A 19,260-nucleotide genomic window follows, 5' to 3' on the forward strand; every position below is an offset into this window, starting at 1 on the left:
GAGCGTAGCGTGATCGTACTTGACCGTAATCATGAGTCGGCGTTTGACTGCTGATCCACCCTCCGTCAACGCGAGGCACCCTTTTCGATGACTGCGACTGCTGACCTGCTCGCCCCGCTCGATCTGGCGTTCTGGAACATCGAGTCCGAGCAGCACCCGATGCACCTGGGCGCGCTGGGCGTCTTCTCGGCGCACTCCCCGACCGCCGGGGCGCACGCCGCCGACCTGCTCGCGGCCCGGGCCGTCGCCGTGCCCGGTCTGCGCATGCGTATCAGAGACGTCTGGCAGCCGCTCGCCTTCGGCAGTGCCGCCCGCGAGACCGACCCGGACTTCGACCCCCTGAACCACGTCCGGCTGCACGCCCCGACCGCCGACTTCCAGGCCGTCGCCGGACGGCTGATGGAGCGTCCGCTGGAGCGGGGCCGGCCGCCGTGGGAGGCGCACGTGCTGCCCGGCGAGGACGGGGTGTCCTTCGCGGTGCTGTTCAAGTTCCACCACGCCCTCGCCGACGGGCTGCGCGCCCTCAAGCTGGCCGCCGGCGTCATGGACCCGCTCGACCTGCCGGTGCGCGCACCGCGTTCGATCGAGCCGCCGCGCCCGATGCTGGCGCTGCCCGACGTGCGCAGGCTGCCCGAGCTGGTGCGCGGCGCCCTCTCCGACGTGGGCCGGGCCCTCGACATCGGCGCCTCGGTCGCCCTGTCCGCCCTCGGGGTGAGCTCCTCGGCCGCGCTGAGGTCCGAGCCCACCGGCACCCGGAGCATCGCCGGGGTCGACCTCGACATCGACGACGTGCACCGGGTCCGCAAGGCCGTCGGCGGCACCGTCAACGACGTGCTGATCGCCGTCGTCGCCGGCGCCCTGCGCCGCTGGCTGGAGGAGCGCGGCGACTCCACCGAGGGCGTCGCCCCGCGCGCCCTGATCCCCGTCTCCAAGCGCCGGCCGCGCACCGCGACCCCACAGGGCAACCGGCTCTCCGGGTACCTGATACGGCTTCCGGTCGACAACCCGGACCCGATCGCCCGCCTCGACCGCGTCCGCACGGCGATGGTCCGCAACAAGGACGCCGGCCCCAACCGGGGCGCCGGTGCCGTCGCCCTGCTCGCCGACCACGTGCCCGCGCTGGGGCACCGGCTCGGCGGGCCGCTCGTCGGCCAGGCCGCCCGGCTCTGGTTCGACATCCTGGTCACCAGCGTGCCGCTGCCCGGCGTCGGCCTGCGCCTCGGCGGCCACCCGCTCACGGCCGTCTACCCGCTGGCCCCGCTCGCGCCCGGCCAGTCCCTGGCGGTCGCCATCTCCACCTACCGCAACCACGTCCACTACGGCCTGGTCGCCGACGCGAGCGCCGTCCCCGACCTCGACGTGCTGGCCCGCGCGGTCACCGACGAGGTGGACTCGCTGATCGCGGTCTGCGATCCATGATCCGGTCGGGTTTGGAGGTATCGCCCGGAGCTCCGTAAAATTCCCGGTTCGAAAGCGGGCGCGAGTCGGAGCGCCGCTGGTGGATCAGGGAAGCGGCAGCGCGATGACGGTGACACAGGACGGCCCGGCGGCCGAGGACGCGGTGCGGGCCGTGGACGAGGCCGTGGACGGGGCCGTGGTCCACGGCCCCGGCATCGACCCCGAGCGGCTCGCCGTCTGCCTCGGCGTGCTCGCCGAGCTGGACGAGCTGGAGGTCGACCACCCGGACGCCATCGCGGTGCGCCGGGCCACGGCCGGCATCTACCGCACGGTCAAGCAGCGCCGCCGCCAGGAGCGCCGGGCCGCCAAGACCGCCCACGACAAGGCGGTCACCGAGGCCACCGCGACCGGCTCCGCCCAGCGCATCGACGACGAGACCGAGGGCCTGCTGCCCTCTTCCCGGACCGAGGAGGGCAGGGTCGCCGGGATACTCCAGCGCCCGCGCTCCTGCTACACCTGCAAGACCCGCTATGTCGAGGTCGACTACTTCTACCACCAGCTCTGTCCGGACTGCGCACAGCTGAACCGCGCCAAGCGCGACGCCCGCGCCGACCTGACCGGCAAGCGTGCCCTGCTCACCGGCGGCCGCGCCAAGATCGGCATGTACATCGCGCTGCGACTGCTGCGTGACGGCGCCCACACGACGATCACCACGCGCTTCCCGAAGGACGCCATCCGCCGGTTCAAGGCGATGGAGGACTCGGCGGACTGGCTGCACCGCCTGGAGGTCGTCGGCATCGACCTGCGCGACCCGGCGCAGGCCGTCGCCCTCGCGGAGCAGGTCGGCGCGGCGGGCCCGCTCGACATCCTGATCAACAACGCGACCCAGACCGTACGCCGGCTGCCGGCCGCCTACGCGGCCCTGGTCGAGGGCGAGAGCGCCCCGCTGCCGGCCGGTGAGCTCCCCGGCCACCAGGTCATCGGCGCCTTCAACTCCGGGGCCGTCGACGGTCTCGCCGCGCTGCCGCTGGGCACCAGCGGCCTGGACGCGCAGCAGGTCGCCGACCTCGCCCTCGTCGCGGGCAACGCCAGTGTGGCCCGGCACCTCGACGGCACCGCCATCGACGCCGGCGGCCTCGTCCCGGACGTCGTCGACACCAACACCTGGGTGCAGACCATCGACCAGATCTCCCCGGTGGAGCTCCTGGAGACCCAGCTCTGCAACTACACCTCGCCGTTCATCCTGATCAGCGCGCTCCGGCCGGCCATGGCCGCGGCCGCGAAGAAGGCGGCGCGCGGCCGCTCGTACGTCGTCAATGTGTCGGCGATGGAGGGCGTCTTCGGCCGCGGTTACAAGGGCGCCGGGCACCCCAACACCAACGCGGCCAAGGCCGCCATGAACATGGTCACGCGGACCAGCGCGGCGGAGATGTTCGAGACCGACGGCATCCTCATGACCTCCGTCGACACCGGCTGGATCACCGACGAGCGGCCGCACTACGACAAGCTGCGGCTGGCCGAGGCGGGCTTCCACGCACCGCTCGACCTGGTCGACGGGGCGGCCCGCGTCTACGACCCGATCGTGCGCGGCGAGGAGGGCGACGACGTGTACGGGGTCTTCCTGAAGGACTACGAGCCGGGCAGGTGGTGAGCCCCGCTTAATCGCTGGCGACGCCTGCCACCGGAGCCCTAGTCTTCTGCCAGGCGCCGGTGTGCCCGGTGCGCAGGTCACGCGTACTTCGTGGTTCGATCCCATACGGGTCCACCCATGGGCCCGTCGCCCGCTGGGGGCAGCCGCGTTGCCGACTTGATCTCGGGCACGCGCGCCTCCCGTGGCCGGGGGTGGGCGCGGCTCCCCCCTCAGGTGGGCAAGTGCGCCGCTCTCACCCTGGTACCGCCATCCACCACCAGGTCCGCTCCCGTCACCCACTCCGCCGCGTCCGAGGCCAGCCACAGCACCGCCCCGGCCACATCCTCCGGCTCGCCGATCCGCCCCATCGGCAGCCCCGCGGCGATCTCGTCCTCCCGCGGCTCCCACATGAAGCGGGCCATCTCCGTGCGCACCAGGCCCGGGGAGACCGAGTTGACCCGCACCCGGGGCGCCAGTTCGCCCGCCAGCTGCTGGGTGAGATGCAGCAGTGCGGCCTTGCTGGTGCCGTACGCGCCCACGTGGGGGCCGACATGGGCCGCGCCCTCCGTGCAGATGTTGATCACGGAGCCGCCGTGCTCCCGCATCCAGCCGCGCCACGCGCACTGCGTCAGCCGCAGCGGGGCCTCCACGTTGACGGTGAACGCCTCCCGCCACACGCCCAGGTCGGCACCCATGAGCGGGCCGTACGGGCGGTTGGTCGCCGCGTTGTTGACGAGGATGTCCAGCCGCCCGAACTCGGTCAGCGCCAGCCGGGTCAGCTCCCGGGCGTGCTCCGGCTCGGCGACGCTGCCGGCCAGGCCGACCCCGCCCAGCCCGGCAGCCGTACGCCGCACCTCGTCCGGGTCCCGCGCGCTCACGCACACCAACGCACCGGCCGCCGAGAGCGCCTCGGCGACCGCGCGCCCGATGCCGCGGGTGCCGCCGGTGACGACGGCCGCCCGGCCCCGGAGCCCGTTCGACGGCCCGTAGGATGACGTCATCGCCGTACCGTCTCATGACGGAACGTCAGTCGACAGCCCCCAGGCGGGAGTTGCGGGCGGCGACCAGTTCCAGGACGGTCCGCCAGTCCTCCAGGACGCCCGCGTCGAAGCTGGCGGTGCGGCTCTCCTCGTCCGCCTGGCGCAGGCGCAGTACGTCGTCGTCCGTGGCGGCGCCGTCCCCTCGGACGAGGTGGTAGACACGTTCCCCGAGCAGGTGGCGTACCGCGCGCGCGGCGCCGTCGGCCGGGCCGAGCAGTTCCTCGATGCCGTGCACCAGGCCTGCCACCTGGAGCTCCTTGTCGGCAGGGCGGCTGCGGCGCAGCAGTGCCGCGGCGCGCAGCGCGCGCTGGTGCCGGCAGGCGTACAGCAGATCCATCAGCTCCTCGACGCTGCGCAGCTCCATGCGTCAGTCCTTCCGCGAGACAGCCGTTGTCCTGCGCCATCGGATCATGTCGAGTTTTCGACCCGGCCAACGCAACCTGAACTGCACAGCCTGTTGTGGCCCCGGCCCGCCGCCCGGTGCGCGACGACACCGGGCGGCGGGCCGGAGGCGGCTCAGTCGATCGGCTCCAGCCGGCAGGGGGATGCCTTGCCCCGGATGAAGGTGTAGACGACGGAGTGGCGGACGCCGTTGTCAATCCGCACCGTGTCGCCCCGGTGGAGGGTGCGGTGCCACTCCATCGGACCCTTGCCCGTGTCGGCCGGTGCACCAGGGCCGGGGTCGACCCCGACGATCACGTCACCGGGCCGCAGATTCCCGGGCAGGGCGCACCGCTGCCCCGCGGGCACCTTGTTCACCTGGGTGTACACGCCCGCGTCCGTCAGCTTCCGTATCAGGTCCTGCTGCTGGGGCCCGCTGAGGGCGACGTCCTGCAGGGTGAAGGTGACGGTGCCGTCCGGGTGCGTCTCGACCGCGAACGCGCTCGTGGTCCCCGACCCCGGCAGGACGACGGCGACCGCCGCCGCGGCTCCGCAGGCGGCCAGCGCCACGCCCACCCGGCGCGGGGTGACCACGCGGCGCGGTACGACGGTAACCGGCCCGGCCTCGGCCGCCCGCCGTACCACCTCGGCCTTGAGCTCGGCCAGCAACCGGTCCTCGAATGTCGCGTTCATGCGTTTCCCCTCACATACGAAAGTGAATCCGTGTCGGAGCCGGACGATCCGCCCGGCTGTTCCGCGGGCCCGGCCGCGGCGCGCAGCGTCTTGCGGGCGCGGTGCAGTCGTACGCGTGCCGCGACCGGGCGTATACCGAGCGCCGCGGCGGCTTCCGCGACGGTCAGCTGGTCCACGACGACGAGTTCGACGACCGCCCGTTCACCCTCCGGGAGCCCGGCCAGTGCCTCGCGGTGACGCCGCGCGGCCGCCTCGGCGTCGATGCGCTCCTCGAGCCGGGTGACGTCGTCCGGCTCCAGCAGACGGCGCCCCGCGAAGCGGCCGGCGGCCTGTGACTCGCGGGCCGCCCGCCGCCACTCGACCGACACGATGTTGCGCGCGATCCCGTACAGCCAGGCCGTCTCGCTGCCCCGGCCGGGGCGGTAGGAGTCGGCCGAGTCGAGCATGGCCAGGAAGACCTCGGCCGTCAGGTCGGCGACCAGGTGCGGGTCGGCGATCCGCCGCGCCACGAACCGGGTCACGCCCTCGACATGGCGCCGGTAGAACTCCTCGAACGCGGCAGGATCTCTCGCTGCGTGCACGCGACCGCCCCTCTGGACTCGTCGGGTTCCCGTCCGGGCGGCCGTTCCGCCCGGCGGACGAGGGCCGCCCCGGCTCGGGGCCGGCCTTCACTCACTACTTGTCGGTGAGCGGACGGGCGTTACGGGACGGGTGCGTCGGGAGCGGCCCGAGCGGACCGGGGGCGGCCGGGACGAGGCCGGTCGCCGGCCGGGCAGCCGGCCCGCGGATCAGCGCGTCCGGCGGTCCCCGGACAGCCGCCCCGGGTCGGCCTCGGCGGCGGCCGCCCCGCGGCCCGGTGATGCAGCTCGCGCACGCCGGCCGGCACGCGAGCGAGCGGGGCATAAACGGCGCATCATGTTACGAAAAGGTGCATTCGCGACTCGCCGATATGCGGAGCGACTCGCGATAGTTACACCTTGTTTGCACTCCCTATCGAGCGGACCCCTGCTCATTTGGTTAATCTATAGGGGACGGACAGCACCAAGGGGTCCCACCCACACCCACGGTCCGTCCCGGGACGAGCCGGTCGACAGCGGCCTGCTCTCTTGTGAGTTACCGGCGCCACCGCGTCCGAACTGGCCTTCAACCCAGACCCGAGCGGGCGCCAAGCACCGGAACGCAGACTGTCCGGCACGCCCCGAGGGTGACCCACACATAAGGAGTGCGCGGTGACACCGGAGAAGACGAATCGCGAGCAGCGCCCCAAGGAACGCACGGAGCGCGCGGGCACCCGGCCCGGACAGCTCGGCAGCCTCGACGTGTGGGCCCGGTCCGCCCCGATCCGCCTCGCGGGTTACGAGGAGGATCTCGCCGAGCCCCACATCCTGCCCAGCGTGGACTGACCGGCAGGTCGGTCCCGTCGCGATCGCCGACGCGCATGGGCGTGCGAGACTCACGCCCATGCTGATCAGAGAAGCCACCGCGGCCGACTGGCCGCAGATCTGGCCCTTCTGGCACCGGATCGTCGCCGCCGCCGAGACCTACGGATGGGACCCCGACACCTCGGAGGACGCGGCCCGCGCGCTGTGGATGAGCCCGGCGAAGCGTGTCTACGTCGCCGAGGACCCCACCGGAGCCGTCGTCGGCTCCGCCTACCTGACCCCGAACTACGGGGGGCCCGCCGCGAGCGTCGCCAACGCCGGCTTCATGGTCGATCCCGACCAGGGCGGCCGGGGCATCGGGCGCGCACTCGCCGAGCACGTCCTCGCCGAGGCCCGGGCGCACGGCTACCGGGCGATGGTCTTCAACGCCGTCGTCGAGACCAACCCCGCCGTGGCCCTGTGGACCTCCCTGGGCTTCACCGTCCTCGGCACGGTCCCGCAGGCCTTCGACCACCCGAAGCACGGACCGGTCGGCCTGCACATCATGTACCGCGCCCTGTGACGGTGACCGGCCCGGCCTCCGCGCGGTCCTCGAAGCAGCGGCCGCCGACACCCCGCCACGGCGGGCGAGCCGGCCGGCCGCACCGAGGACGACGGCGCCTCGCGCGCCTCCACGTGCGTGCTCAGCCGACAGGCGCCGTCCGCTGCCACGGCCGCAGCGTCTCCAGCTGCTGGGCCACCTCCAGCAGGACCGCCTCCGACCCCGGCCGGCCCACCAGCTGTACGGCGCAGGGGGCGCCCGAGGGCAGCGTGCCGAACGGGACCGACATCGCCGGCCAGCCGGTGAGGTTCCAGGCCGGGGTCAGAGGGGAGTAGTTGGAACCGGCCAGGGCGTTGCGGAACCAGCCCCGCTCGTGCCAGGGAGCCGCCTTCGGCGCGTGGCGGGCCAGTGCCGGGGTGAGCAGCACGTCGTGCTCGGTGAAGAACGGCGTGAGCCGGGCGCGCAGCCGCTCGCGGGCGTCGCCCACCTGTACCCCGCGCAGGAAGCGGCGCCCGATGGCCGCGTGCACCCGGGTCCGCCGGACCAGCAGGGCGGGGTCCAGGGCGGCCGCGTCCACGGCCGTCCCGGCGGTCCAGTGCCGGAGCGCGGTGACACCGATCGACGCCGGGTACGGCGGCTCGGCGCGCCGCACCCGGTGTCCGGCGCCCGCCAGCAGCCCGGCCGCCTCCGTCGCCGCGTTCGTATACGGCTTGCTGACGGTCACGCCGACCAACGGGCTGCGCAGCGAGACGGCGATCTTCCGCGGGGTGCGCTGACCGGCGGCCTCGAACTCCTTCCCCGCCAGTACCGAGAGCATCAGCCGGGCGTCCGCCACGGTGGTCGCCAGCGGCCCGTTCTCCGACATGCCGAACCAGTCGCCGTTGCCGATCCCGGCCGGCACCACGCCGAACCCGGGCTTGATGGTGACCAGACCACAGTTGGCTGCGGGGATCCGCAGCGAGCCCATGCCGTCGTTGCCGAGGGCGATCGGCGCCAGCCCGGCGGCGACCGCGGCCGCGCTGCCGCCCGAGGAGCCGCCCGCGCTGCGCCGGGTGTCCCACGGGTTGCGGGTGATGCCGTGGGCCCCCTCGGTGGTGCCGAAGACACACAGCTCGGGCACGTTGGTCAGCCCGATGACCACCGCGCCCGCCGCCCGCAGCCGCGCCACGGTGACATGGTCCGCGTCGGCGGGCGTGTCCGGCAGCGCGGCCGAACCGTCCAGGTGTGCCTCGCCGCGCACCGCCAGATTGTCCTTCACCGCCAACGGCACTCCGGCGAGGGGGAGTTCGGCGAGGTCGGCACGGGCCGCGACCTCGTCCGCCTCCGCCTGTGCCGCCTCCGCCCGGACCTTGCGGAACGCGCCGATGCGTCCGTCGAGCCGGTCGATCCGCTCCAGATGCCCCGCGAGCACCTCCCGGGGGGTGGCCCGCCTCTCGCGTACGGCGGCGGCGATCTCGGCGGCGGTCCGGCCGGCCCAGTCGGTCACGGGCGCTCCTCGGGGTGCATGCGGCTTACTCGTCGGTACGAAAGGGCACTCTGCCCGGCCGCGGGCTCCACGTCGAGAGTCCCGGAGCCTGCTCATGGGAACCGGATCCGCCTCGGGGTGGCCGCCGTGATCGACGCTCTCCTCGCTGGTCATCCGACCACTGGGTCAACTCTCGTTCGTGCACGCCCCATTGACAGGCTTCTGGGCCCGCTCAATCATCAGACATCCGATGAATGGAGCCGCGCAATGAGCATGTCTCCTTGTCCACGACGTCAGGTCCTGGGTATCGCGGCGGGCGCCGCCGCGGCGGCCGCCCTGCCCCTCGCCGTGCCGGCCGAGGCGCAGGCCGCCGGGGCGGCCGATGAGCAGGCCGAGGCGGGGACCGTGCCGCCCTGGGCGCCCGTCCCCGAACCCATTCCCGTACCCCTCGACTCCCTCTATGACAACGATGGCATCGACACCGCCGCCGCCCGGGGCGGTGACTTCGACGGCTCCGGCTACACGTTCCCGGGCGAGGAACTCCCGGCCGGACGGGTCGAGGTCGACGGCATCCCCTTCGACTTCCCGGCCGCCACGGCGGGCGCCGGGAACAACGTCGTCGCGCTGGGCCAGCGCATCGACCTCCCCAAGGGCCGCTATCTGTCGGCCCTCTTCCTCACCGCAGGCAGCTACGGAAACGCCTCCGGCGCGGCCACCGTCCACTACGCCGACGGCACGACCAGCACCGGCGGCCTGAGCGGCGGCGACTGGTACTCGGCGGGCGGGCCGCTGTCGGCGCCGTACCGCTACCAGCCGGACGGCGGCAAGGACGGGCACAGCGTCGGGATCGGCACCTCCGAGGTGTGGATCGACCCGCGGCGCGAGGCCGTCGCCCTGACCCTGCCGGTCACCAACCCGGCGGAGGCCGGCAGAGCCGCCCTGCACGTCTTCGCGCTCTCCCTCCAACCCGTCGCCCAGGGGCGGGCGCTGGCCCTGCGCGACACCCGGTCCACCAGCTCCCTGCTCGACGCCACCGGCGCCCAGAGCGTCGAGGCCACCGTCGTCAACGCGGGCACCGTCGCGATCCTGGCGGGCGACGCGGTGTCCGTACGCGTCGACGTCCCCGGCGCCCGCACCGTCGAGCCCGCCCGCATCCGCCGCCTCGACCCCGGCGAACAGGCACGCGTCCGCGTCGGCATCCGCAACCGCACGGGCACCGCGCCCGGCACCGAGCGGGACGGCACGGTCACCGTGCACGGCCGTGGCACCCAAGTCACCGTGCACAGGGGCACCTTGACACTCGGCACCGCCGACTACCGGCCCACCGAGACCTCGCTGGCCGGCCACCGGGCGCCCTACTGGTTCAACGACGCCAAGTTCGGCATCTTCATCCACTGGGGTGTCTACTCGGTGCCCGCGTGGGCGCCGGTCGGGGTGCAGTACGCCGAGTGGTACTGGGACCAGATGCAGGACCCGGGCAACCCGACGTACGCCTACCACCGGGACACCTACGGCGCGGACTTCGCCTACGACGACTTCATCCCGCGCTTCACGGCCGAGAAGTTCGACCCACGTGCCTGGGTGGAGCTGTTCCGGGACGCCGGTGCCCAGTACCACGTGCTGACCTCCAAGCACCACGAGGGCTTCGCCCTGTGGGACACCAAGGTCTCCGACCGCAACGCGGTCAGGCTCGGCCCGAAACGGGACCTGGTCAAGGAGCTGTTCGACGCGTCCAGGCGGTACACGCCCGAACTCCACCGCGGCCTCTACTTCTCCATGCCCGAGTGGTTCAACCCCGACAGCCCCTGGATGGGCCACGCCCCGCGCAACCCGTACACCCTGGACCCGCTGCCGTACACCGGCTACACCCCGGGCAAGGACTTCGTACGGGACTACCAGGCCCCGCAGATGCTGGAACTGATCCACGGCTACGACCCGGAGATCATCTGGTGCGACATCGGCGGCGCCAACGACAGCGTCCATGTCCTCGCCGAGTACTTCAACCACGCCAAGAACCGCGCCCGCCCCGTCGACGTGACCGTCAACGACCGCTCGGGCATCGGCTTCCACGACTACACGACGCCCGAGTACACGACGTACGCCGACACGGTCGTCGCCAAGTGGGAGGCCAGCCGGGGCCTCGACCCCCGCAGTTACGGCTACAACCGGGAGACCCCGGACGACGCCTACATGACCACCGAGGAGGTCGTGCACAGCCTCGTCGACATCGTCTCCAAGAACGGCAACTTCCTCCTGGACATCGGCCCGCGCGCCGACGGCACCATCCCGGAGATCATGCAGACCCGGCTGCGCGAGACGGGCGCCTGGCTCGACGTCAACGGCGAGGCGATCTACGGCACCACGTACTGGTCGCGCATGGCCCAGCTCGGCGACGACCTGCGGTTCACCGTCCGCCCGGACGAGGCCTTCTACATCCACTCCCTGACCCGGCCGGGCGCCAGGCTCACCGTCGAGGCCCCGGTGCCGATCCGCGCCGGCGACAAGGTGACCGTGCTCGGCCACGGCCGGCCCCTGACCTGGACGGTCTCCAACGGTGCCCTGGTGATCGACGTGCCCGACGCGGCCCGGCGGGCGGGACAGCACGTGTGGGTGTTCAAGGTCGAGTGGCATGGCTGAGGCACTCCGCAGGAGAGCGGCACGCCTGCTCGGAGCCGTGGCGGCACTGACGCTGCTGACGGCGCCGACCCCGGCGGGCGCGCAGGAGCGGCGGACGGCCACGCCGATCACCCTGCCCGCGCTGGCCGACTGGACGCCGGAGCAGGGGAGTTACAGGTTCGGCTCCGGTACCCGGCTCGTCGCCTCCGACCCCGCCGGGCGCAAGGTCGCCGACACCCTGGCCGACGATCTCCGGGCGGCAGGACACGGCGTGGTCCCGGTCGTCACGGGCGCCTCCCGGCCCGGCGACATCGTCATCGACGTCCGACCCTCGGCACGGCCCACCCTGGGCAGCGAGGGCTACGAACTCAGCTCCGGCCGACGGCTGTCGGTGACCGGTGCCACCGGGGCCGGCGCGTTCTACGGCACCCGCACCCTCCTCCAACTCCTCGCCCAGGGCGACCGGATCCCCGCCGGACACACGACCGACGTGCCGCGCTACCGCGAGCGGGGCGTCGGCGTCTGCGCCTGCTACATCCACGTCTCCCTGCCCTGGCTGGAGAACCTGGTCCGCGGGATGGCGTACCACAAGCTCAACCAGCTGCTCCTGGAGCTGAAGGTGAAGAGCGACGCCCATCCCGAGGCGAACACCTGGGGCTACTACACCAAGGACGAGATACGACGGCTGGTCGCCCTCGGCGACCGCTACCACGTCGAGATCATCCCCGAGATCAACTCCCCGGGCCACCTGGACCCCTGGATCGAGAACCGCCCCGACCTGCAACTGACCGACTCCGACGGCAACAGGCAACCCGCCCGGCTCGACGTCACCCGGCAGGCCGCCTTCGACTACTACACGAGCCTGATGGACGAGTACGCCCAGGTCTTCACGGCGAAGTCCTGGCACATGGGCGCCGACGAGTACATGCTCGGCTCGGACTACGCCAAGTACCCGCAGATGCTGCAGTACGCGCAGGAGAAGTACGGCCCCGGCGCCACCCCGCAGGACGCGTACGTCGACTTCATCAACCGCGTCCAGGCCTACGCGGCGAGCAAGGGCCGCCGGCTGCGCATCTGGAACGACGGCCTCACCGGCGCCAGCACCGTCCCCGTGGCCACCGGGACCACCGTCGAGCACTGGCTGAACGTGGCCGTGAAGCCGAGCCAACTCATCGCCCAGGGCTATGCGGTGATGAACGCCTCCTACTCCCTCTACCTCGTCCGAGGCGGCTTCCACAGCGACACCGAGGCGCTCTACGACCAGAGTTGGGATCCCCGCTCCTTCGAGGGCGAGAAACTCGCCTCCGCCGACGGCGTCACCGGCGCGAAGATCAGCCTCTGGCCGGACAACGGCAGCGGTGAGACCGAGAACGAGGTGGCCGCGGAACTGTGGCCCGCCCTGCGTCATATCGCCCAGGCCACCTGGGGCGACCCGCATCCTGACGCCACCTACGCGGAGTTCACCGCGCGTGGCACGGCGGTCGGACCCGCACCGGGCCTGCGGATCCTGACCAAGGTGCCGGTACCGGACGGGACGTACACCCTCGGGACGGACGGGGCGGCGTACCGGGCGGAGGTCCGGCGCACCGCCGACGGCTACGCGACCCTGCGCAGTGCCGACCACTGCCTGGAAATCCGCGGCGGCAAGCTCACGCTCAATGCCCCGCTCCAGCCCGGGGTGGCGGCCACCTGGCAGCCGTGCGACAGCGGGAACACCCTGCAGCGCTGGGAGTTGGAGCCGACGGCAACCGGCTACCACCTGGTCAACGCGATCACCCGCATGGCGCTGACCGTGACGGACGACGGCCGGGTGGTCCAGTACCCGCCCGACCAGCGCACGCCCGCCCTCTGGCACCTCTCCTGACCCGAGGAGCACGCCCATGGATCTCTCACGACGCGTCTTCGTCGCCTCGGCGGCGGCCGTGGCGATGACGGCCGGACTTCCGGCCCTCCCTGCGGCCGCCACCGCGGACCGTGACCGGTCCCGCATCCGGGTCGGCCCCGACGACACCGAGGCCGACCTGGTCCGCAAGGCCTCCCAGGTGCGCCCCACCGCACGGCAGATCGCCTGGCAGGCATTGGAACGCACCGCGTTCCTGCACTTCGGCGTCAACACCTTCACCGGCCTGGAGTGGGGCACGGGCGACGAGGACCCGGACGTCTTCCAGCCCACCCGTCTCGACACCGACCAGTGGGCCCGCGCCCTGCGCGACGGCGGCTTCCGGCTGGCGATCCTCACCGTCAAGCACCACGACGGCTTCGTCCTCTACCCCTCCCGGTACACCAAACACTCGGTCGCATCGAGCAGTTGGGAGAACGGGAACGGGGACGTGCTGCGCTCCTTCGCCGACTCCGTGCGCCGGTACGGCCTGAAGGTCGGCGTGTACATCTCCCCGGCCGACGAGAACCAGTACCTGCACGGCGTCTACGCCAACGGCAGCGCACGCTCGCCCCGCACGATCCCGACCCCGGTCGACGGCGACGACCGTTCCCCGTTCCGCTCCTTCACCCTCGAGGCCACCGACTACGGCGCCCACATGCTCAACACCCTCTACGAGGTGCTCACCGAGTACGGCCCGGTGGACGAGGTCTGGTTCGACGGCGCCCAGGGACACATCCCGCCGGACAAGGTGGAGGACTACGACTGGGACAGCTGGTACGCGCTGGTGCGCTCGCTCGCCCCGGCCGCGGCGATCGCGGTCACCGGCCCCGACCTGCGCTGGGTCGGCAACGAGGGCGGTCTCGCCCGCGAGGACGAGTGGAGCGTCATCCCCGTCAAGGAGAACCAGTACGGGCGCACGGACTGGGCCCTGTCCTACGACACCGCCGACGAGGGCAGCCGGGCCGCCCTGGTCGCGGCCCTGCCGAAGACCGACTACCTCCAGTGGTGGCCGGCCGAGTGCGACGTGTCCATCCGGGACGGCTGGTTCTACCACGCCGACCAACAGCCCAAATCCGTGGATGAGTTGACGGAGATCTACTTCGGCTCGGTCGGCCGCAACGCCGTACTCCTGCTCAACGTGCCGCCGGACACGGCGGGCCTGCTGCACGCCACGGACGTGGTCCGGCTGCGCGAGTTCCGGGAGCGGGTGGACCGGGAACTGCCGGAGGACCTGGCACGGGGCGCACACAGGGCGGTGACGCCGTCGGGCGTGACGGCCGACCTGGGCCGGGACCGGGAGGTCGACCGGATCCGGCTGGCGGAGGACATCCGGTACGGGCAGCAGGTGGAGGCGGTTGTGGTCGAGGCCCACGTGAACGGAGCGTGGTCCGAGGTCGCGACTGTTGGGACGGTGGGCGCGAGCCGGATCCTGCGGCTCGCGCAGCCGGTACGGGCCAGGCGCTGGCGGGCCCGGATCACCGGGGCGCGGGCGGAGCCACGGCTTGCGGAGTTCGGGCTGTACCGGTCAGCCGTCCGACCGGACGACACCGCCGACATGAGCGCGCAGGTCGACCGGCAGCAGGGCCTCGATACGTGACAACTCCGCGGGCGTCGGCGCGGGTTCCCAGGCCAGTCGCAGGAGACCCAGGTGGGCATCGGCGGGCGCGTGGGCGGCGAGCAGCCGCTGGGCCGCGTCGATGCGCACCGGGACCGGGGCGTTCGAAGCACCGAGCACCGATCTCAGGGTCCGCCTGGCCACGTCACGCGCCGAGCGCCAGCGCATGAGCTCACCGGCCGCGCGCACCCGGTGCTGGGCGCCGGCATGCCCGTCGTCCAGCACCCTGAGGCAGGCGGACTCCGCCTCGCAGCCGATGCCCAGCTCCCCCCAGGCTGACGCCGCGGCGAGATGGGCCTCGGCATCCGTGGTGCCGGGGTGGGAGAGGCCGAGGAGGATCCGACGCCCCTCGTCCCCCAGATCTTTGGTGAGGAGGGCGGCGGCCTGGGCGCGCACCCCGACCGGGTGGGCCGTGTCCGCGGCCAGGGCACGGGTGAGGGGGACGCGGTTGAACGCGCCGCTCGCCGGGAGGTGTTCGCACACCGCCACGCGGAGTTCGGGCGGGACGGCGGCGTCGGCGGCCAGGGGATACCAGTCGTCGGCCGGATTCCCGGCGGCCACCCGGGCCGCCGCGATCCGCTCCGCGAGCGGCGCCTCGGCGTCCCGCGCCCAGGCCAGCAGGTGTTCCCGGACCCGGTCGGACTCGGCCTCGGTGTGCACCAGCAGCCACAGATCGCCGAGCTGTGTGACCGCTTCCGGGCGGCGCAGGGCCAGCGACTCGAGCCAGTACGCCGCGGCTTCGCGGGGATCGACTCCGGCGAGGGTGCCCGCCGGAGCGTCGACGCTCTCCTCCTGGCCGACGAACGACTGGGCCTGGAGGAGATCGGGGTTGTGCACGTAGTTGCTGTGGCCGCCGAGAGCCAGGTGGAGACCCAGACAGTGCATCCGGTCCGGGGAGACCCCGGCCATCAGGGCCTTCCACCGGGGATACGGAACCAGTCCGAGCAGCTTCTCGCAGGCCCGGGCGCGAGCCGACGGAGCCGCCGCAGGATCCTCCGCGACCGCGCACAGGGCACGCCGGAGCAGCGGCACCACTTCGGCGTCGTCGAAATCCCAGTTGACGTCGAAGTCGAGGAAGGACTCCGTGGGGACGGTCTCGTCGTCGAGCATCGCGTACAGGCGTCTGCGAAGGGTCACCTCCGGAGTCATGGCGTCGGCCAGGGACAGCAGCCGCCACAGGTGCTCGTCCGGCAGCCCGGCCTCGTCGAGAACGCGATGCAGGGTCTCGGACGCGGCGCGCAGGTCGACCTCGGCCAGCTTCTCCAGGGCCTCGATGCGGTACCGCATACCCACCCGCCGGTCCTCGGCGACACGGCGCAGCAGTGTCGAAGCGGTGGCACGTTCGCCGGAGTTCAGCAGCATGGTCGCCGCGTCCAACCGGGCACCGCCGGGAAGCCCGTCGTCCGCCGCGATGCCGCTGAGGAGCTCCGCGGCCGCGGCCGGATCCAGCTCCTCCATCGCCTCCGCCGCCTCCAGCCGGTCGGCGGCTCCGATCCCGGGGTCCACCGCGAGGTCCACCAGGGGTGTACGCAGCGACTGCGACGCGCCCAGTGCGATGAGCGCGGAGACATGTTCGACACGCTCCCCGACGGGGAGCCGAGGATCCTCGAACACCTCCGCCAGCAGGTGCCGGGAGCGGACCGGTTCCCCGACCTCCCGCAGGAGTTCCGCACACCGGCCCACATTCCAGCGGTCGGTCCGAAGACCGTTCAGGCAGTCCAGCGCCAGGGCCGGCTGATCGAGCCGGACCAGCCGGGTGACCGCCTCCCACCGGTCGTGGTCGGGCAGGCGCCCGTCCCGTGCCGTGCGCTCGACGAGAGCCACGTCGTCGACGAAGCCCACCGCGTAGGAGACGGCACCCTCGGGCGAGCGGGGATCTTCGACGACCTGTGTGGACACGAGACGCCTCGTCTCCATGTCGGTCAGGTGTTTGGTCGCCCAGTGCCGCAGGTACAGGGGCACGGCGGGATCCGAACACAGCGCTGTGAGAGCCTGCGGTGCCACCGGGGCCAGCAGAATGGCCCGCAGCACCCGGAGCGTGTGCGGATCGTCCGCCAGCGCCGGGTTGTCGGCCAGCGCGTCGGCCAGGACGGAGAGAGTCGCTTCGGACGAGTCGGTCCACAGGGAACCCAGGTTGTCGTTCACGTGCAGGCGGGGGAAGTCCACCGTGCGCAGCAGCGTCGCGAGCGAGGCCGTTCCGGCTGCCGTGTCCAGTGCGAGCAGGGCGACGGCCGCCTTCTGCCGGGTCGCGGGCACATGACCGGAATCCTCGGCCAGGGCCGTGAGACGACGGCACGCCCCCCGGTGGTCGCCCGCCGACGCCAGCAGTTCGGCCGCCTCGACCCGGACGTCCGCCGGGAGGTCCGGGTCGTCCGCCAGGGCGGTGGCCAGCGCCGCGGCCCCTTCGGTGTGCCGCGCCACCAGGTGCCGCAGTGCATCGACCCGTGCCCGGTGCGCCACACCGGGATCGCCGACGACAGCGACCAGGCCGGACGGGGCGAGCACCGCGTACAACCGGTCCAGCACCGCTTCCGGCTGGATGTCACCGACGTGGACTCCGCTGTCGTACAGCTTGAGCACGGCTCCTGTGAAACGCGCCGTCAGTTCCTCGTCCGTGACCAGTTCGTCGCTGAGGATCGTGGCGCACAGCAGCAGGTCGCGCCAGCCGCCCCCGTCCACGACGGTGCGCAGGAACTCGGCGATGGGCATGCCCTGTTCGTGCCAGCGGGCGGCCATGAACAGCACCAGGTTGGGGCGTTCGGCCGCGATCGCCCCGCGGACCGTCCGCAGGGCCTCCGGATCCTTGGGGTTGAGGCGGTCGGCGAGGGCGTGCCCGGCCAGATATTCCTGGATGGTGTGGTGGAGGAAGTAGAGGGCGCCGCCGCGCTGCCGGATCAGGCCGGTGAAGGTGAGGGCGCGCAGCACGGTCTCCGGCGGTGTGTACTCGGCCAGCAGCTCCGCCGCCTGGTCGAGCAGGGGGCGCGCGTCTCCGCCCTGGCGAAGTTCGGCCACGGGGTGCAGCACGTCGTAGACCCGCTCCAGCAGGTCCGGGGTGATGCCGTGCGGGCCGGGGTCGCTGCGCCGGAGGCGCTGGGCCCCCTTCTCACGGAGGATGCCGATGAACCGGGCGTACAGCTCGGCGGGGTTGCGGGGCAGGTCCCGTACGGCGGCGACCGCGCAGATCATCGTCAGGTAGAGCGGATTGCGCGCCACCTCCGCGAGCCGGCCCTGACGCAGGGCCTCGGTGAGCGCGTCCGCCCGCGTCCGGGCGTCCTCGACGCGGAGCGCCGTGAACCAGGTACGGACGAGTTCTCCGACCTCGGCGTGGTCGAATTCGAGCAGAGCGTAGCGCTCCAGCTCGTCCAGCCGGTTCATCTCCGCGGTCACCAGCGACCGGCTCGCCACCACGAACCGCAGATGGGTTTCCCGTGCCCAGCGCTGGATCAGGCGGATGACCCGGCTGCGGTCCTCCGGGTCGAGCACCTCGTCGAGTCCGTCGACGCAGACAAGCCAGTCGACGGTCGGCATGGGTGCGGACTCGAAGAGTTCCGGCACGGGGGAGCGGCGCAGCCCGGGCAGGTCGCGGGCCAGCGCGTTCGCCAGGGCCTCGGGCAGCGGGCGGTCCACGAGCTGGTCGGCGGTGACCAGGACCGGGATGTACGAGGGGGCCTTTCCGGCGTCGTCGAGCCAGGCGCCGGCCGCCGTGAACGCGAGGCGGCGCAGCAGGCTCGACTTGCCGCTGCCGGCCCCGCCGGTGAACAGGACGTGGCGATGTTCGGTGAGCACGCTCTCGGCGGCGGCGCCGTCACGTCCGGACGGACGGCGGCCGCGGGGGCCGTCGGCGGCGGTCCGGTCCTCGGTGTGTGAGGCTTCCTGACGGACGTACACCGCCGACAGGGGCACGTCCCCCGCGTCCGTGAGCAGGGCGGCGTACGGGTGCTCGTCGGCGGCCTCGCGTGCCGCCTCCAGATAGTCCCGCAGCTGCGCGGCCGGATACCGGTGGCCTCCCGCCCGTACCTGGCCGTCCGTGAGCGTCTCCAGCCAGGTGACCGGCGCCGGCGGCACGGCACATCGGGTCAGGATCTCGCCGATGGGGACCATGTGGGCGCTGCCGGCCTTGTCGGAGCGCGCGAGCATCCCGCAGACCGCGCCGGTGCGTTCGTTCACCACCGGGCTGCCGCTGAAGCCCTCGCCGACCGGGGTGCCGTAGCCCCGGGGCATGGCCATCGGGTCCTCGAACGCGAGGCGGGAGTCGCCCTGGTACTCAAGTGCGGCCCACTGGCCCGCACGGTAGTGGCCCTTGGGGTGACCGTAGGCCCGGAGCCGGTCGCCGAGGGCGGTGGCCGGGGAGGTGAGCACGTACGGCGTCTCGGCGTCGAACCGCAGGAAGGCCACGTCGAGTCCGTTGTCGGCCCGGTGCCGGTCCTCGTCGGTCACCGTCAGTGTGAACTCCGCCCCGGTTCCGATGCGTCCCCGCACTTCGTCGGCTCCGGTCACCACGTGCGCGCACGTCACCACGACCCCGGGCGCGATCACGAACCCGGTACCGCCCGCGTGCCCGCCGGGCAGGTCCAGTGCGAGGGTCGCCGACTCCAGCAGCCTCCTCCAGCCGTCCAT

At 72.7% G+C, this 19,260-nt stretch carries 13 protein-coding genes; 7 read left to right on the top strand and 6 right to left on the bottom strand.

All coding sequences use genetic code 11. The features are described 5' to 3' along the window. Positions 1-87 precede the first annotated feature (87 nt). Together ACFY6U_RS24260 and ACFY6U_RS24265 are read left to right on the top strand one after the other, a co-directional pair. Positions 88-1,419: a wax ester/triacylglycerol synthase family O-acyltransferase gene (locus ACFY6U_RS24260; RefSeq protein ID WP_390041341.1), complete on the top strand. Its 1,332-nt coding sequence runs from the start codon at positions 88-90 to the stop codon at positions 1,417-1,419. A 103-nt stretch (positions 1,420-1,522) separates the two neighbouring features. Then, positions 1,523-3,049, top strand: coding sequence for an SDR family NAD(P)-dependent oxidoreductase (locus tag ACFY6U_RS24265; RefSeq protein ID WP_390041343.1), 1,527 nt, complete (start codon positions 1,523-1,525; stop codon positions 3,047-3,049). Between the two features lie 209 nt (positions 3,050-3,258). On the opposite strand, the gene ACFY6U_RS24270 is transcribed toward ACFY6U_RS24265, so the two are convergent. From ACFY6U_RS24270 to ACFY6U_RS24285, 4 genes are all read right to left on the bottom strand, one after another. Next, entirely contained in the window at positions 3,259-4,029 is a 771-nt protein-coding gene (locus tag ACFY6U_RS24270) for an SDR family oxidoreductase (RefSeq protein ID WP_390041345.1), read from the bottom strand. A gap of 25 nt (positions 4,030-4,054) precedes the next feature. Further along, positions 4,055-4,432: a hypothetical protein gene (locus ACFY6U_RS24275; protein ID WP_390041346.1), complete on the bottom strand. Its 378-nt coding sequence runs from the start codon at positions 4,430-4,432 to the stop codon at positions 4,055-4,057. A gap of 152 nt (positions 4,433-4,584) precedes the next feature. Further along, entirely contained in the window at positions 4,585-5,142 is a 558-nt protein-coding gene (locus ACFY6U_RS24280; protein WP_390041348.1) for a hypothetical protein, read from the bottom strand. Continuing rightward, a complete protein-coding gene (locus ACFY6U_RS24285; RefSeq protein ID WP_390041350.1) occupies positions 5,139-5,723 on the bottom strand; it encodes an RNA polymerase sigma factor in 585 nt (194 codons plus the stop codon). Before ACFY6U_RS24285 ends, ACFY6U_RS24280 begins: the two co-directional genes overlap by 4 nt. Positions 5,724-6,371: 648 nt before the next feature. Between ACFY6U_RS24285 and ACFY6U_RS24290 the strand changes: the two genes are divergently transcribed. After that, the gene (locus ACFY6U_RS24290; RefSeq protein WP_107436349.1) at positions 6,372-6,545 is read left to right on the top strand and encodes a hypothetical protein; all 174 of its coding nucleotides are present in this window, start codon (positions 6,372-6,374) and stop codon (positions 6,543-6,545) included. A 58-nt stretch (positions 6,546-6,603) separates the two neighbouring features. Beyond that, on the top strand, positions 6,604-7,086 hold the full coding sequence (locus tag ACFY6U_RS24295) for a GNAT family N-acetyltransferase (protein ID WP_390041353.1): 483 nt from the start codon (positions 6,604-6,606) through the stop codon (positions 7,084-7,086). Between the two features lie 121 nt (positions 7,087-7,207). Here the strand turns inward: ACFY6U_RS24295 and ACFY6U_RS24300 are convergent, their stop codons facing one another. Continuing rightward, positions 7,208-8,551, bottom strand: a complete 1,344-nt coding sequence (locus ACFY6U_RS24300) for an amidase (protein WP_390041355.1) — start codon at positions 8,549-8,551, stop codon at positions 7,208-7,210. 252 nt (positions 8,552-8,803) lie between these two features. On the opposite strand from ACFY6U_RS24300, the gene ACFY6U_RS24305 reads away from it, so the two are divergent. The 3 genes from ACFY6U_RS24305 to ACFY6U_RS24315 are packed head-to-tail and all read left to right on the top strand — an operon-like array spanning position 8,804 to position 14,625. Continuing rightward, entirely contained in the window at positions 8,804-11,167 is a 2,364-nt protein-coding gene (locus tag ACFY6U_RS24305) for an alpha-L-fucosidase (RefSeq protein ID WP_390041767.1), read from the top strand. Next, complete coding sequence (locus tag ACFY6U_RS24310; RefSeq protein ID WP_390041357.1) at positions 11,160-13,010, top strand: family 20 glycosylhydrolase; 1,851 nt, start codon at positions 11,160-11,162, stop codon at positions 13,008-13,010. Before ACFY6U_RS24305 ends, ACFY6U_RS24310 begins: the two co-directional genes overlap by 8 nt. Positions 13,011-13,026: 16 nt before the next feature. Further along, positions 13,027-14,625: an alpha-L-fucosidase gene (locus ACFY6U_RS24315; RefSeq protein WP_390041359.1), complete on the top strand. Its 1,599-nt coding sequence runs from the start codon at positions 13,027-13,029 to the stop codon at positions 14,623-14,625. On the opposite strand, the gene ACFY6U_RS24320 is transcribed toward ACFY6U_RS24315, so the two are convergent. Next, on the bottom strand, positions 14,554-19,260 hold the full coding sequence (locus ACFY6U_RS24320) for a trypsin-like peptidase domain-containing protein (RefSeq protein ID WP_390041361.1): 4,707 nt from the start codon (positions 19,258-19,260) through the stop codon (positions 14,554-14,556). The genes ACFY6U_RS24315 and ACFY6U_RS24320 overlap by 72 nt on opposite strands.

The sequence above is a fragment of the Streptomyces sp. NPDC013157 genome (assembly GCF_042899865.1).
GTDB lineage: Bacteria > Actinomycetota > Actinomycetes > Streptomycetales > Streptomycetaceae > Streptomyces.